General features: G+C 32.4%; 16 protein-coding genes. 9 read left to right on the top strand and 7 right to left on the bottom strand.

All coding sequences use genetic code 11. The features are described 5' to 3' along the window. Positions 1-36: 36 nt before the first annotated feature. The gene (gene pepF / locus ACFCYN_RS08065) at positions 37-1,854 is read left to right on the top strand and encodes an oligoendopeptidase F (RefSeq protein ID WP_172445636.1); all 1,818 of its coding nucleotides are present in this window, start codon (positions 37-39) and stop codon (positions 1,852-1,854) included. Between the two features lie 343 nt (positions 1,855-2,197). On the opposite strand, the gene ACFCYN_RS08060 is transcribed toward pepF, so the two are convergent. Together ACFCYN_RS08060 and ACFCYN_RS08055 are read right to left on the bottom strand one after the other, a co-directional pair. Next, a complete protein-coding gene (locus tag ACFCYN_RS08060) occupies positions 2,198-3,070 on the bottom strand; it encodes a DsbA family protein (protein ID WP_375948641.1) in 873 nt (290 codons plus the stop codon). A gap of 581 nt (positions 3,071-3,651) precedes the next feature. Continuing rightward, a complete protein-coding gene (locus ACFCYN_RS08055) occupies positions 3,652-4,242 on the bottom strand; it encodes a CYTH domain-containing protein (protein WP_375948639.1) in 591 nt (196 codons plus the stop codon). 130 nt (positions 4,243-4,372) lie between these two features. Between ACFCYN_RS08055 and ACFCYN_RS08050 the strand changes: the two genes are divergently transcribed. From ACFCYN_RS08050 to ACFCYN_RS08035, 4 genes are read left to right on the top strand one after another with little or no spacing between them, the layout of a single operon-like run. Further along, complete coding sequence (locus ACFCYN_RS08050; RefSeq protein ID WP_375948637.1) at positions 4,373-4,753, top strand: UPF0738 family protein; 381 nt, start codon at positions 4,373-4,375, stop codon at positions 4,751-4,753. Between the two features lie 17 nt (positions 4,754-4,770). Then, positions 4,771-5,394, top strand: coding sequence for a GTP diphosphokinase (gene yjbM / locus ACFCYN_RS08045; protein WP_098117244.1), 624 nt, complete (start codon positions 4,771-4,773; stop codon positions 5,392-5,394). Between the two features lie 15 nt (positions 5,395-5,409). Beyond that, entirely contained in the window at positions 5,410-6,204 is a 795-nt protein-coding gene (locus ACFCYN_RS08040) for an NAD kinase (RefSeq protein ID WP_098117245.1), read from the top strand. An 11-nt stretch (positions 6,205-6,215) separates the two neighbouring features. Beyond that, positions 6,216-7,103, top strand: coding sequence for an RluA family pseudouridine synthase (locus tag ACFCYN_RS08035; protein WP_375948635.1), 888 nt, complete (start codon positions 6,216-6,218; stop codon positions 7,101-7,103). A 223-nt stretch (positions 7,104-7,326) separates the two neighbouring features. Here the strand turns inward: ACFCYN_RS08035 and prpE are convergent, their stop codons facing one another. Together prpE and ACFCYN_RS08025 are read right to left on the bottom strand one after the other, a co-directional pair. Next, complete coding sequence (gene prpE, locus ACFCYN_RS08030) at positions 7,327-8,082, bottom strand: bis(5'-nucleosyl)-tetraphosphatase PrpE (RefSeq protein ID WP_375948634.1); 756 nt, start codon at positions 8,080-8,082, stop codon at positions 7,327-7,329. 223 nt (positions 8,083-8,305) lie between these two features. After that, positions 8,306-9,469, bottom strand: coding sequence for an FtsW/RodA/SpoVE family cell cycle protein (locus ACFCYN_RS08025; protein WP_375948632.1), 1,164 nt, complete (start codon positions 9,467-9,469; stop codon positions 8,306-8,308). A gap of 382 nt (positions 9,470-9,851) precedes the next feature. Between ACFCYN_RS08025 and fabI the strand changes: the two genes are divergently transcribed. Beyond that, a complete protein-coding gene (gene fabI, locus ACFCYN_RS08020; protein WP_375948630.1) occupies positions 9,852-10,622 on the top strand; it encodes an enoyl-ACP reductase FabI in 771 nt (256 codons plus the stop codon). 129 nt (positions 10,623-10,751) lie between these two features. Here fabI and ACFCYN_RS08015 read toward each other — a convergent pair whose 3' ends face one another. After that, complete coding sequence (locus ACFCYN_RS08015) at positions 10,752-11,417, bottom strand: DUF2642 domain-containing protein (protein ID WP_098117250.1); 666 nt, start codon at positions 11,415-11,417, stop codon at positions 10,752-10,754. 371 nt (positions 11,418-11,788) lie between these two features. After that, on the bottom strand, positions 11,789-12,262 hold the full coding sequence (locus ACFCYN_RS08010) for a hypothetical protein (protein ID WP_375948628.1): 474 nt from the start codon (positions 12,260-12,262) through the stop codon (positions 11,789-11,791). A 241-nt stretch (positions 12,263-12,503) separates the two neighbouring features. Here ACFCYN_RS08010 and ACFCYN_RS08005 point away from each other — a divergent pair, with 241 nt between their 5' ends. Further along, positions 12,504-12,980, top strand: a complete 477-nt coding sequence (locus ACFCYN_RS08005) for a CotO family spore coat protein (RefSeq protein WP_375948626.1) — start codon at positions 12,504-12,506, stop codon at positions 12,978-12,980. 61 nt (positions 12,981-13,041) lie between these two features. On the opposite strand, the gene ACFCYN_RS08000 is transcribed toward ACFCYN_RS08005, so the two are convergent. Further along, the gene (locus ACFCYN_RS08000; RefSeq protein WP_172445626.1) at positions 13,042-13,590 is read right to left on the bottom strand and encodes a CotY/CotZ family spore coat protein; all 549 of its coding nucleotides are present in this window, start codon (positions 13,588-13,590) and stop codon (positions 13,042-13,044) included. Positions 13,591-13,893: 303 nt separating this feature from the next. On the opposite strand from ACFCYN_RS08000, the gene ACFCYN_RS07995 reads away from it, so the two are divergent. Next, the gene (locus ACFCYN_RS07995) at positions 13,894-14,247 is read left to right on the top strand and encodes a DUF1360 domain-containing protein (protein WP_172447682.1); all 354 of its coding nucleotides are present in this window, start codon (positions 13,894-13,896) and stop codon (positions 14,245-14,247) included. Positions 14,248-14,315: 68 nt separating this feature from the next. Then, complete coding sequence (locus ACFCYN_RS07990) at positions 14,316-14,510, top strand: hypothetical protein (RefSeq protein ID WP_172445625.1); 195 nt, start codon at positions 14,316-14,318, stop codon at positions 14,508-14,510. Positions 14,511-14,527: the final 17 nt, after the last annotated feature.

The following is a 14,527-nucleotide window of genomic DNA, read 5'->3' as shown; positions in this document are numbered from 1 at the left end:
TATTAATACAATAATAATAATTTAGGGGGATCAGACATGCTAGAACAAAAAGCTGTAAAAAAACTGCCGACTAGAAATGAAGTTCAAGAAGAATTAACTTGGAAGTTGGAAGATATTTATGCAACTGATGCAAAATGGGAAGAAGAGTACAAGAAAGTACTTGAATTAATCCCATCATTTTCAGAATTTAAAGGCAAATTAGGGGAATCTTCTCAAACGCTTTTAAATGCATTAAAAAAGCAGGACGAAATTTCGTTCTTATTAGGTAAGTTGTATACATATTCTCATATGCGTTACGATCAAGATACAACAAATTCAACATATCAAGCTTTAGATGATCGCGCGAAAAACTTATATACTAAGGCTGGAAGTGCAATGTCGTACTTCGTGCCTGAATTACTAACAATTTCAGATGATACATTGAAAAAATTTATTGATGAAAACGATGACCTAAAATTGTACGAGCATTCTTTAGAGGAAGTTTTAAAACAAAAACCGCATGTTCTTTCAGCAGCTGAAGAAGAAATTATGGCTCAAGCATCTGAAGTATTATCTTCTTCTAGTAATACATTTGGAATGTTAAATAATGCGGATTTAAAATTCCCAACGATTGAAGATGAAAATGGTGAAGAAGTAGAAATTACTCACGGTCGTTATATTCACTATTTAGAAAGTGCAGATCGTCGAGTTCGTAAAGATGCTTTTGAAGCAGTTTACAATACGTATGATGCGTATAAAAACACTTTTGCAAGTACTTTAAGTGGAGCTGTTAAGAAAGATAATTTCAAGGCTAAAGTAAGAAAATACGATAACGCTCGCCATGCAGCATTAAGTAATAATGCTATTCCTGAAATTGTTTATGATCAATTAGTTTCTACTGTAAATGATCATTTAAGCTTATTACATCGCTATATTGATATTCGTAAGAAAGCATTAAAATTAGACGAAATTCATATGTATGATTTATTTACTCCATTAGTTGAAGAAGTAAAAATGGAAGTTAAATATGATGAAGCAAAAGAAGTATTATTAAAGGCATTAAAACCTTTAGGTGAGGAATACATTGAAATTCTTAAAGAAGCATATGAAAACCGCTGGGTAGACGTTGTAGAAAACAAAGGAAAACGTAGTGGTGCATATTCTTCTGGAGCATATGGTACGAATCCATACATCTTAATGAACTGGCAAGACAATGTAAATAATTTATTTACTTTAGCACATGAATTTGGACATTCAGTGCACAGTTATTATACTCGTAAAAATCAACCATATGTTTACGGAGACTATTCAATTTTCGTAGCAGAAGTTGCTTCTACATGTAATGAAGCGATATTAAATGAGTATTTACTAAAAAATACAGAAGACCCTAAACAAAGACTATATTTATTAAATCACTATTTAGAGACGTTTAGAGGTACTGTTTTCCGTCAAACAATGTTTGCAGAATTTGAGCACAAGATTCATGAATTAGCTCAAAATGGTGAAGCATTAACGCCAGATTTATTAACAAAAACATACTATGAACTAAATCAAAAATATTTTGGTGAGGATATCGTAATTGATGAGTTAATTGGGTTAGAATGGAGCAGAATCCCGCATTTCTATTACAACTACTATGTGTACCAATACGCAACAGGATTCAGTGCTGCTACAGCTCTTTCTAAACAAATTTTAGAAGAAGGCGAACCAGCAGTTGAGAGATATTTAGGCTTCTTAAAATCAGGAAGCTCTGATTATCCAATTGAAGTATTGAAAAAAGCTGGGGTAGACATGACTTCTTCACAACCAATCGTAGAAGCATTAAAAGTCTTTGAAGAAATGCTAAACGAAATGGAAGAATTACTATTTAACTAAAATTTTTCAGTAACCAGACATATGTAAGATAAAATCTTATATGTGTTTGGTTTTTTTGTATTCTCTCATTTGCTCATACTCTCAATTGAATCGTTAAGCCTACGGTATATTTGACGGTTATTTTGATTGAACGTAAACCATTATCCTAGAATTGTATTTGTGTCTAAAATGTGAAATATTTCTCAAGTGGTTGCCAAACGCCAAAATAAATTGTATTATAAGGGTGTGAATTACTTCACAAACACAAATACCCCTTTGTTGAACGTGAAAATTTCTCCCATCCCCTTGATGTAAAATTACATCAAAAAAAGGACCTAGCGAAAGCTAGGTCTTTTTTTGTCGTTTAAACAACGTATTGATAATAAATATTATCTTTTTGAACAATTTTCTTAACTTTTCTACGTAAAATTAGTTTTTTTAATTCTAACTCCATGCATTGAGTAGATTTCTCATAGATCGTACAAAGTTCTTTTATTGTAACGAAAGGTTGAAATTTAATAAATTCGGCTAAATCAGGAAGTTCTCTTTTTTTTAGCACTGTATTAGTCATTAGTTTTAAAATTTTTACATAGGTTTGATAGCTCTCAAAACCAGATACCTTCAAACCTTCTTCTTCGATATTCTCATTAAAAAATACAACACTCGGTATTTCAGTTACATGCATTTCTTTTGTAACTTTAATATCGCATTGCAAAGCTTTAATTGAGTGGGTACTGTGTAAATCTTCCATAAACTCTTTGACATCAATATTTATATCTTTAGCACATTGAATAAGAACTTCTTGATCTGTAATGTCTAAGTCCATTAAGAAATAATATTCTTGTAGCTTTTTTAAATAATTAACGCCAGCTACTCTACCTTGAAGCTCAGCTGCTTTTATTGCAATAGCCGAGTAATAAGGATAAAGCTCCTTATTATCAATCCAAAGGTGATCATCACAAAGTATATCAGACCTGCTAGCTGTCTTTTCCCAAACGAAAGAAAGCTGTGATGGTCGTTTTTCTAATAGTTTTTTTGTAGTGTAATATCGATTAACTGGAATATAAGTAGATGAAAAATATTGACCATATTCTAAGTGGAACTTCTTTAAAAGTGTACTAAAATCCCAACAATTTCTACAAAGTGGATCTATGAATACATACAATTCAATCGATTTTTTTGTACAGTTCTTCTCGGGAAGCGTGATTGATTCCTTTTTATATTGTTTGTCATTCATATATTTCACCCTTAATGCAATTCAAATGTCCGTACTATAACAGACATGAAAATTAATTTGTAAGATATAACACGTTTCATCTCTAACCGTATTGTAGCAACGGAGAGTTAATATTTCAAATATGATGCACTTTTTTTCCATAATCTATTAAATCTTTTTAATTAATTTGAGTCTAATGAAAGGAAGTAGTGATTTAAGTTTAGTCGATCTTAAAGAATTAGCCGGAGTTGTAAATAAAGTCGTACTGCAAATAAATTTTGAAAATCGCAAATAAGAGAAAGAAATACCCATACCCGTTGGGGCATTTTCACCTGAAATTGGCCAAAATCAGTTACTTCCAAATACCTAACTTGGAATATTACTTTAATTATATAAAAAAATGATAAAAATCTGTTAAATTTTGATTGGAAGGATCAATAAAATAGATTATGAATTAAAAAACTTGGAATTATACCCTCTAAGTTCTTCCCTCGGCTGACTAGGAGAGGCACACAGCTTGGCGTTTATTCGTTTAGAATTTAAAAAAAGCCTCTCATCCATCAGTTAGTCTGACTTTTGAAAGGCTTATAAAACCAATTATATCACTTTTTATCAAGCTCATTTTTGACATTAAAAAAGCGTTTAATTTTATTAAGAGTTTTACGCTCTGGAATTTGATGATTCATTAGGAGATTGATAAACTGCTGTTTGCCAATGTTTTCATCGGTTACTTCGAATTCTAATTCATAATCCTCATGCTTTAAATATGTACTATGGTCTAAGACTAAGAGTCCATCTTCATATGGGAATTCTACTCGATTTGTTGTTAATTCACCTATTAAATTTAAATCATTTAAGTCTAACTTTACTTCGTTGATATATTCTTTTACTTCTCCATCTGGTAATACGGATGTTTCTAACATGTTTGATGCATCAGATTCACTAATTTTTTGATTAATTTCTAAATGACCGACAGTTTGTCTAATTTTTAAAGTTAATGTGTAAGAAGTGGCTGACTTTTTGCGAATTCTTAAAGCTCCACCATGTTCTTTAATTGAAAAACTAGGAGTTTCAAAATAATAATTAGTTTGCGAATGGAACCTAGATTCATTAATTTGAAAAAAGGTTTTTAGGTTTTCAAATTCTTCTTTTGTTAATAAGTTTTTAAATTCTATTTCAATTTCTTTAGCCATAAGGAGCTCCTTCTTTTTGTATTATTTGTGTTATCGTTTGTGCTAGTCGTCTATTTTCTATTTGATATGTTACAATATAAATGGTCAAATTAGAATAAAATACATACATTAAAAAGGTTGAGGTTTTACGATGAGAAAAATGCTTGAAATAAATGGAACAATTATAAATGAAGATGGTTTATTTTTATTAATTGATCAGTCAAAATTGAATTTAGAACAGTGCAGTGAAGTTGGGACAATGATTGCAGACTCAGATGAAAGTTCACTATTGTATATAATAGAAGAAAAAGAAGAATTTGTATATGTTACGGTTCCTTTTGAATATTGGTCTGATTTAAAAAAAGCAAGTGATCAAAATATAAATGTATTTTTAAAAGTCGATGAAGAAAACATGGCACTAAATAGTTGGAATGATGAATTATCTTATTTAGTTCAAAATGTAGAAGGTAATTTTAACTATGGGGAAGAATTTGTTAAGCAGATTCAAAGCGTGTTTTTAGAAGAGAAGTAAGTTAGTGGGTGATTGATATGAATGGTCAATGGGAAAGTTTTTTAGCACCTTATGAGCAAGCAGTAAATGAATTGAAAGTTAAGTTAAAAGGGATTAGAAAGCAGTTTGAAGAAACTCACCAACATTCCCCTATTGAATTCGTTACTGGGAGAGTAAAACCAATTCATAGTATCGTGAATAAGACAATAAGAAAAGGTATTCCATTAGCGAATTTGGAAACTGAGCTACAAGATATTGCTGGTCTAAGAATGATGTGTCAATTTGTTGAAGATATTAAAAATGTCGTGGAACTTCTGCGTAAACGGAAGGATTTTAAAATTGTAGAAGAGCGCGATTATATTACGAATAAAAAGCAGAGCGGCTATCGTTCATACCACGTTGTAGTTGAATATCCAGTTCAAACGATTGAAGGTGAACGTAAAGTGCTCGTGGAAATACAAATTAGAACACTTGCGATGAATTTTTGGGCAACAATAGAGCATTCTTTAAACTATAAGTACAAAGGGCAATATCCTAAAAACATTCTTGAACGATTACAAAGAGCAGCTGAAGCAGCGTTTTTACTTGATGAAGAAATGTCTCTAATAAGAGGTGAGATTCAAGAAGCACAAGCCGAATTTTCGAAAAAAAACGACCAATAAGGGAAGGACAAGAAAATGAATTTTGTAATTATGTCTAAGGGTGATCAAGAGTCCAATGAGCTGATGAAACGAATGAGAGATTATTTAGAGAGCTTTGATTTTAAATTTGATGAAGAGGAACCTGAAATAGTCATATCAGTAGGTGGCGATGGGACTTTACTTCATGCTTTTCATCATTACACTCATCTTCTCGATAAAGTATCTTTCGTAGGGGTTCATACTGGACACTTGGGATTTTACGCTGATTGGGTACCAAGCGAGGTAGAAAAACTTGTTATTGCAATAGCGAAGACTCCATTTCAAGTAGTTGAATATCCTTTATTGGAAGTTATCATTCGTTACAAGGATGGAAGAAAAGAAATGCAAACACTAGCTTTAAATGAGTGTACGATAAAAGGACTTGAAGGTACTTTAGTGATTGATGTTGAAATAAAAGGTCAGCATTTTGAAACATTTAGGGGTGACGGGCTTTGCATTTCTACTCCATCAGGTAGTACTGCATATAATAAGGCTTTAGGTGGTGCGATTATTCATCCATCAATTGAGGCGATTCAAATTGCTGAGATGGCATCAATCAATAATCGAGTTTTTCGTACTATTGGCTCACCACTTGTTTTACCTAAGCATCATACTTGTTTACTTAAACCAGTGAGAAATGCAAACTTTCAAATTACATTAGATCATAAAACAATTGTGCATCAAGACGTTAAATCGATTCAATGTAGAGTAGCTCATGAAAAAGTACGATTTGCACGTTTCAGACCTTTTCCATTTTGGAAACGTGTTGTGGATTCTTTTGTTAAAGAATAATGGTGAAGAAAATGAAGCAATTTAGTTTAAAGTGGGAAGTAAAAAAAGAACATAATGGCATTTTACTTAGAGAGTTTCTTAAATTAAAGGAGCTCTCTAAACGTGCGTTAACAGATATAAAATTTCAAGGTGGAAAAATCACAGTAAATGATGAAGAAAAAACTGTTCGTACAATATTAAATGAATCAGATCTTGTACAAATCTATTTTCCAATCGAAAAGCCAAGTGAAGAGCTAATAGCTGAAGAAATTCCTTTTGAGATTGTTTATGAAGATGATGCAGTTTTAATCATAAATAAACCTTCTGGAATACCGAGTATACCTTCTAGAGAGCATCCTAATGGTACTCTAGCAAATGGTTTATTATATTATTATCAATCGATTGGACTTCAATCTACAATTCATATTGTAACTAGATTAGACAAAGATACTTCAGGATTAATGCTAGTTGCAAAAAATCGTTATATTCATTATTTATTTTCTAAAAATGAGTTAAAAAGTGTTCAAAGAAAATATATTGCAATTGTTCATGGGCAAATGAATGAATCTATAGGGGTTATACGAGCAAAAATTGCTAGGAAAAGTGATAGCATTATTGAAAGAGTTGTATCTGAAAACGGGCAAGAGGCAATTACACATTATAACGTCCTCTTGGCAAATAGTAATTATTCAGTCGTAGAACTACAATTAGAAACTGGTAGAACACATCAAATTCGTGTTCATATGTCTTCTTTAGGACATCCCTTAATTGGGGATGACTTATATGGAGGGAAAAATGATGCGCTAAAGAGACAGGCGTTGCATAGTTATAAGTTGTCATTTACGCATCCAATTGACCATTTTAGGAAAAATTATGAAATCGCTTTACCACCTGATTTAATAGGCTTTTTGGAATCGTAAAATGTCAAGGGATAAATTTGTCTAAATTTTGTAGAATTTATTGACAATATATGAATAATAGATTATTTTTAATTATGTAGTGTTTCAACCATGGGGATGGAAGAGACTAAAATATAACGCTGATAAGTGGACGCCTGCTTAAATCAGCAAAAAAGTAGGTTCCACTTGGAAATCTACTTTTTTTTGTTCTATTTCTAAATTTATATGTAAATTTAATTATTTTTTAAATGCTCTTAACCTCTTCATAAAAGCTAAATTTTTCCTCAATATAAGGCATTGAAGACTGGACCTGTGTAATTTTTCGTTCCGGGTATGAAAATGCAGTAAGTTTGCCTCCAAAAACTGCACCTGTATCGATATTTATTGTATTATTTAATTCCCTTGGTTCCTTAATAGGAGTATGACCATAAATTATTAAGGCTTTACCTTTATATTCTTTAGCCCAATCTTTTCTTACAGGCATTCCGTTAGGAAGTACTTCTCCATTAATATCACCATATAAAACGAATGTTTTTACATTATTGGAATGCTTACCGATCATATCCTCACGAATGCCAGCATGACTAACAACTAACATTCCATGATCAAGAACATGATACAATGGTGAGCCTTCATAAAGCTTTTTAAATGATTCTTCATAATGACTTCTTTCTTTACCGTTTAGTGCTTCTAATTCGGCTACAGTCGTTTCAAGGCCATGTTGAATTTTCACATTACGTCCAAGAAAATAACGATAAAGCTTATTACAATGATTGCCCGGTGAATAATATGCTTTTTTTTGTTTCATCACTAATTCATATACTACTTTTATAACTGCTAAAGATTTTGGTCCACGATCCGTTAAATCACCGACAAAAACCAACCTGCGATCATTAGGGTGGACAGGGATATTATTTTCCCATAAATAGCCAAGTGTTTTAGTTAACGCGACAAACTCATCATAGCAACCATGAATATCTCCTATTACATCATATTTCATCTTATCAATCCTTATTAAGAAAATTGAAACAATTAATTTCTATTAGTATGTACAGTAAATAATAGAAAAAACAATAAATCTAAATGTTATGGCGGCGTTCAAAACCTAGCAGTAACAAAAAAATTCTAAAAAAGTCTTCCATTGTTTCTCTATAGTAGAAATAAAAAAGAGGGGCAAGATTTAAAAAATCTTTGCCCCTGCTTTCCTTTATCATTAGCCATATTTAGTCAAACATGTATTTATTTGTTCGAGATCTTACGTTTAGGATGAAACCTATTGCTAGCAGGTTGGTTGCTAGTGAACTTCCTCCATAGCTTACGAATGGTAGAGTGATCCCTGTAATTGGTAGTAGCCCAATTGTCATACCAATATTTTGGAATACTTGGAAAGTGAACATACCAACTACTCCAGCACAAATATAACTACCAAATTTATCATTACTTTCTAACGCGATATGAATCATTCGATAAATTAATAAGAAGAATAATGAGATTACTATACTTGCTCCTATAAAACCATATTGTTCGCAAATTACTGTGAAGATAAAATCTGTATGCGGCTCAGGGAAGTATGCCTCACCGTTATGGAAACCTTTTCCTGTTAGCATACCAGAACCAGCTGCCATTAATGCCTGAGTAAGCTGATAACCTTGAGATGGATATTCATATGGTGCTAACCAGCCGTAAAAACGATTTAACTGGTATTCTTCCAGTATGTGAGATGTGAAAAACTCAAAATGGTAAAAGTATAGATAAACCATCAAAGCACCAAGGCCGACTGTTAAAGTAACTAGTCCAAGGATATAGCGCCAACGAATTCCAGAAACTAAGATCATTGATGCTATAATTGCGCACATAACCATTGTGTTTCCTAAGTCGGGCTCTTTAGCAATTAATAGTAATGGTGGCAGAGCAAAACCAAATATTTTACCTAAAAGTAAAATATCCTCTCTTCTTCCACGTACTGCATACGTTTCATTGTGTCTTGAAATGACCGTTCCTAAAATGATGATCATAAAAATTTTCATTAACTCAGATGGTTGGAAGTTACCTACACCGGGTATACTGTACCATGCGGTAGCACCTTTAATCGTTTGAGCACCTGGGATATGTAATTCTAATCCAAGAAGTAGGATTAAACCAAATCCATACATATACCAAATTACATTTTTATATCGATCAAAATCAATTATCATAATAGCTGCAATACCAACTAATCCAATGATATACCATTTAATTTGTTGAGCAGCGAAATTGATGTTTCTTAGATTTGCAGGAAGGCTTGGCATTGCACTTGTAATTGCAAGATAACTTACAACTGCTATACAAAATAGAATGAATAGTAATTTAAAATCAATTTGAAAGGGAGATGTACGGTCTTCCTTCATGTCCTCACCTCTCTATATATTTATTTTATTAGTATGCTTTTAAATAAGCATTTTAAATGTACGACATTCATCATTATAATTTATTTTTGTCTTTAAAGGAATTAAAAAACGATAAACTCTTTTTAATAAACTATTATATTTCTGTTTTTCACTTTAAATAGTATAAATTGGCAACGAAGAATCGTACTCGGCGTGGTAGCCAATTTTAGGAATAAAGTATAAGTGCAACTACGCCTCTGACTTCGCCTAAAAGGCTCGTCAGTCGACGAGTTTTCTTTATGTGGATAAAGCTATATTAAACTTTACTATTTGCAATTGATAGTATTTGTGCTACTATTTTAGTATCTAGTACTAATAACTAATAATAAAGGAGACTATTGATATGATTTCATTAAAAGGTAAAACATATGTAGTTATGGGTGTAGCAAACTTCCGTAGTATCGCATGGGGAATTGCACAATCATTACATAGCGCTGGAGCAAACTTAATTTTTACATACGCAAATGAAAGATTAGAAAAAGGGGTACGTGAACTAGCTGAGTCACTAGAAAATCCAAATAATATTCTTGTTCAATGTGATGTAACTAGCGACGAAGATTTAGCAAAATGCTTTGCTATAATTAAAGAGAAAGTTGGAGCAATTCACGGTGTAGCACACTGTATCGCATTTGCAAATAAAGAGGATTTAAAAGGCGATTTCGTAGATACAAGTCGTGACGGATACCTTTTATCACAAAACATTAGTGCATACTCTTTAGTAGGTGTAGCTCGTGAAGCAAAGGAATTAATGGCTGAAGGCGGCAGTATCGTTACACTAACTTACTTAGGTGGAGAGCGCGTAATGCAAAACTACAACTTAATGGGTGTTTCTAAAGCAGCTTTAGAAGCTTCTGTACGTTATTTAGCAAATGACCTTGGTAGATATAATATTCGCGTAAACTCAATTTCTGCAGGACCAATCCGTACGCTTTCTGCAAAAGGAGTAGGTGACTTTAATTCGATCTTAAAAGAGATTGAAGAAAAAGCTCCGTTACGTAGAAATGTAACACAAGAAGAAGTCGGAGATTCTGCGCTATTCTTATTTAGTGACTTAGCAAGAGGTATTACTGGAGAAAACATTCACGTTGACTCAGGATACCATATAATGGGATAAAGATAGTAAAAAAATAGAAGCTCTAGGAGCTTCTATTTTTTTTATGGTAGAAAATGGAATGCGGGATTAGGAAGAGAATTAATCTTCTCTTTTCCTGCTTTAGTTACACCCGCAACACTCAATTGATTTTTACGGAATAAAAATTGATTTTAAGTGACGAAGACCTACTAATTTGCTTTCTCCTCTTGATGTCGTTAACTCTATGAAATTTGAGTCAATCGAACTCAATTTACCTATATATTCATAATGCTCTCCACTGTTCATTACGACTAATTCACCAATCAACTTATTTAATTGAACGTCTAGAGTACGTGCTAAAGGGATATTAGAAGGATTTACAGGTAAAAGATTATTACTTAACATATAAGGGGTTTTATCAGTGAGATAGGGGGTCAACCATTTTAAATGCTGTAGTGATATATACATGACTTTATAGATTGGGGAATAAAAAACGAAGTAATTATTCATGATTGTTGTAATAAAGCCATGAAAAGAATGATTGTTTGAAAGACTAATTTCAACAAAAATTCCTTTAGCAGCAGTTAATACTTTACGTAAAGATAACTCATCTTTTTCGTGTTCTAATTCCTGTAAGGAAGGAACAACTCCGTAGGATTCTTCGATTAAACTTTCACTAAGATTATGAATATGCAGTAGTGGAATATAAAGAAAATTTTCACCATTGAAAACAACTAATAAATCATTTCCAACTTCTATTAAGATTCCATCAACATTACTGTTACCGGATATTTCTATTGTAACTTGTTTGTTGAGAAAATTTTTGAAACTTGCCATGATTTTCTCCTTTCTTAAAAAGATAAATCATTATTATTCAGACATGATCATTTCTGAAAAAGGATTCTCGTTTTAGATTAATTAGGCATATCTTAGAATGATAGTTTGTCTAAATAAAATCAATCATTTCATTTAAAGATTGGCAAGATTGTTAGTGCCTGTCTATTATGAATGAAAAAAGATTATTTGGGTTGAAAATTTATAGTTGAAATAGTTAATTAAACATACTTCCAATGATCTATTGATTACCACTCAAAATTAAGTATAGTTTCAAATTACAGTATTAGTTTAAAACATAATTAGAATGGCATCGAGGTCAACGTTTAAAAAAAAAGGGTCGTTTTATTTGAATAAAACGACCGTTCTAAACATTATTTTCTTCTTCTTAATGTTTGGCTTGTCGTATTACTTCTTTCGTAAACTTCAAATTTTTCTCCGAAACTTACACTCTTGATATGATAAGTAGCAATATATACTAGTTCATCGTTTAAAGAAATTTCTACATAATCATGATTTGCATCAAGAAGAATACCTTCGATTTTGTCGTGGCCACCACGATTAATTTTTACCCATTGTCTGCATTGAGAATTTAATAGATCCACAAAATTCTCGTTAGGTAATAATTCAATCGTATTGAACATTTCATCATAAGATAATTTACCTTTTGCAAATGAAGTTAAACTTTTTACATGAGTGTAAGGGAAATAAATTACACCGTCTGCCTCTGTAAAAAGAGCAATATGTGTTCCAAATGCACCAAGTAATAAACCTTCTTTAGATTCATGACCTCCTCGACCAATTCTAACTCCTTTACCTACGAATACTGAGAATAACTCTTTATTCACTTTTTCATCGCTCCTTGTTTTTTCTGTGCGGTTACAATGTATTTATATGTGCCCTGTCAATTGTTTGTACTAGGATATTTGTCCAATTTATAAGATTATGTACAAAATTGGTCAAGTGTTGATAGGCATTTATTTCTATATTAGGTACTTTTCTAGGTTAATTAATTGAGAAAAAATTAACATGATACATATTGTCCGTTCATATAATTTATGGGAGCACACTTACGAGGGAGGAACAACAATGGCAGGTAAAGAGTCTAAAGAGGGAGTAAAGCCATTATTATATATTGCACAGCCTGATTTTGAAGAAGCAAAGTTAAATGTACAACACTCTTATGTAGTGAAAGTAAATAAACAGGATCAAAAAACAAAGGAAGAAAATTATGTAGAATCTAAATATGAAGAAGTGGAGGAACTAGAGGAAGAAGTTGTGTTAGAAGAAGAGGAAGTTAATCTAGAAAAACAATCTGAAGCAGATAATGCTTGGATGAAAAAACCATTCAAAGCGATGACAAATGAAGAGAAGGTTTTGTTTATGATCAATAAGCCTCATTATATTCCAAAAGTGGAATGCCGAATTAGAACAGAAAAAGATTTATATATTGGTTATATTATGGGTTACAACGAAGGAAAGGTTTCAATTAAAGTTTCTTCAAAAATTAACGATATTGAACTGGATATTGCAAGCATCTTAAGTATCCAAATGGTTGGGATTTAGAACCATTAAAAAGGTGGTAGATCATGATCTACCACCCATAGTTTTTTAGTTTACATTAAACTTACAGATTTGAAACGTGTACGTCACGTAAGCATTGGATTGCACAGAAGCAATCTAAGTCAACAGTTACACAAGTATTTGATGCTACAAACATATCAGCGTCTACTAGATCACAGAAAGTATTGTTGTTGTTGTTGTTATTTTTGTTGTTGTTATTGTTGTTGTTTCTGTTTACAGGAACTAATGCTCTTAATACTGCACAGCAATCATCATCTACACTTTCAACACGGAAAACAACTGTATCTTGGCAATTGTTGATTTGAGGGTTTTTGTTATTATTGTTGTTGTCATCTCCGCCTTGAGCTTGTTGAGCCATAATTGGCATCATATTATTGTTGAATGCTGGTACTCTAAATAATTCACCGTTTGCTAAATACAATAGGAAAGGGCGAGTATTTGCAAGTGGTACATTAGGGTTAGCACCTAAAAATGGAACGTCACAACCTGTTGGGCAAGTGTTTGTTGCGCAATCTTGTAGATCATTTATGAATTTTACAACGTCACATACACAGTGGTTTCTTTTTTTGTCGTGGTTGTCTTTGCAACTCATCTTTTTCACTCCTTATCACTTATGATGGATATTACATTAATATGATATTAAGCAGGCGAAAAACGGTTACTGAAGATTGTTGCTTTTTTAGATAAATGGGCGAGGGGGATAAAGCAAAGTAAAGGTGAGAGTAGTTAAAGGATGATAAGGACAGTAGCGTAGAAAAGAATAAGGGGAGGAGACGGGGTAAAAGGGATAGGTAGAGAAAATATACTGGGGAGGGAAGCGGAGCGAAGCAATAGTTTGTTTTTCCGTTTATGTTGCTAATGATCCCTAGTATACTTATCCCAAGTCCCTGCAACAATAATGGATATTAGCTGGTTTTTATTGTTCATATTAATTCTGGCAAGCTTTCGATTAACCCGTTTAGTTGTTCATGATAAAATAACAGCTTTTATGAGAAGACCTTTTATTGATGAGATAACCCTTGAGGAAAATGGGATGCCCGTTACGTATACAAAGATCAAGGGTAGTGGACTACGATATTTTTTTGGTGAGCTATTAAGTTGTACTTGGTGTAGTGGGATTTGGTGTACTGCATTTTTACTATTATTATATATGTTCTTTCCTCATGTGGGAGAGTTCATCATCATTTTATTAGCGATTGCTGGAGCAGCAGGCGTAATAGAAACAATTGTTAGTAGATTGAATTCATAATTTTAGGTAGAACGATTGAAAATTCCTTTCATATACTAAAATGAATAGACTTATTTAGGAGGGAAGAAATGTATAATCAAGGGCAAATGACACCTTTTCAATGGCAACAACTTCAACAGCAACAACAGTATCAAATGCAACAACAACAAATGCAACAACAACAAATGAATCAAGAAAACTATAACCCGTATTATCAAGGAGCACCAGCTGGTTATGTGAAAAAATCAGGTTGTGGCTGTAGTGGTAGAACGACTAGACGATAATCCATAAAAAAGGTGAG

This window comes from Gottfriedia sp. NPDC056225, from assembly GCF_042267765.1.
GTDB lineage: Bacteria > Bacillota > Bacilli > Bacillales > Bacillaceae_G > Gottfriedia.
This window is presented reverse-complemented; position numbering and strand designations above follow the sequence as displayed.

Coding starts and splice junctions, on each gene's coding strand:
- ACFCYN_RS07990 (WP_172445625.1), top strand. CDS start 14,316: ATGTATAATCAAGGGCAAATGACACCTTTTCAATGGCAACAACTTCAA.
- ACFCYN_RS08040 (WP_098117245.1), top strand. CDS start 5,410: ATGAATTTTGTAATTATGTCTAAGGGTGATCAAGAGTCCAATGAGCTG.
- ACFCYN_RS08000 (WP_172445626.1), bottom strand. CDS start 13,590: ATGAGTTGCAAAGACAACCACGACAAAAAAAGAAACCACTGTGTATGT.
- ACFCYN_RS08015 (WP_098117250.1), bottom strand. CDS start 11,417: ATGGCAAGTTTCAAAAATTTTCTCAACAAACAAGTTACAATAGAAATA.
- pepF (WP_172445636.1), top strand. CDS start 37: ATGCTAGAACAAAAAGCTGTAAAAAAACTGCCGACTAGAAATGAAGTT.
- ACFCYN_RS08060 (WP_375948641.1), bottom strand. CDS start 3,070: ATGAATGACAAACAATATAAAAAGGAATCAATCACGCTTCCCGAGAAG.
- fabI (WP_375948630.1), top strand. CDS start 9,852: ATGATTTCATTAAAAGGTAAAACATATGTAGTTATGGGTGTAGCAAAC.
- ACFCYN_RS08050 (WP_375948637.1), top strand. CDS start 4,373: ATGAGAAAAATGCTTGAAATAAATGGAACAATTATAAATGAAGATGGT.
- prpE (WP_375948634.1), bottom strand. CDS start 8,082: ATGAAATATGATGTAATAGGAGATATTCATGGTTGCTATGATGAGTTT.
- ACFCYN_RS08055 (WP_375948639.1), bottom strand. CDS start 4,242: ATGGCTAAAGAAATTGAAATAGAATTTAAAAACTTATTAACAAAAGAA.
- ACFCYN_RS08025 (WP_375948632.1), bottom strand. CDS start 9,469: ATGAAGGAAGACCGTACATCTCCCTTTCAAATTGATTTTAAATTACTA.
- ACFCYN_RS08035 (WP_375948635.1), top strand. CDS start 6,216: ATGAAGCAATTTAGTTTAAAGTGGGAAGTAAAAAAAGAACATAATGGC.
- ACFCYN_RS08005 (WP_375948626.1), top strand. CDS start 12,504: ATGGCAGGTAAAGAGTCTAAAGAGGGAGTAAAGCCATTATTATATATT.
- yjbM (WP_098117244.1), top strand. CDS start 4,771: ATGAATGGTCAATGGGAAAGTTTTTTAGCACCTTATGAGCAAGCAGTA.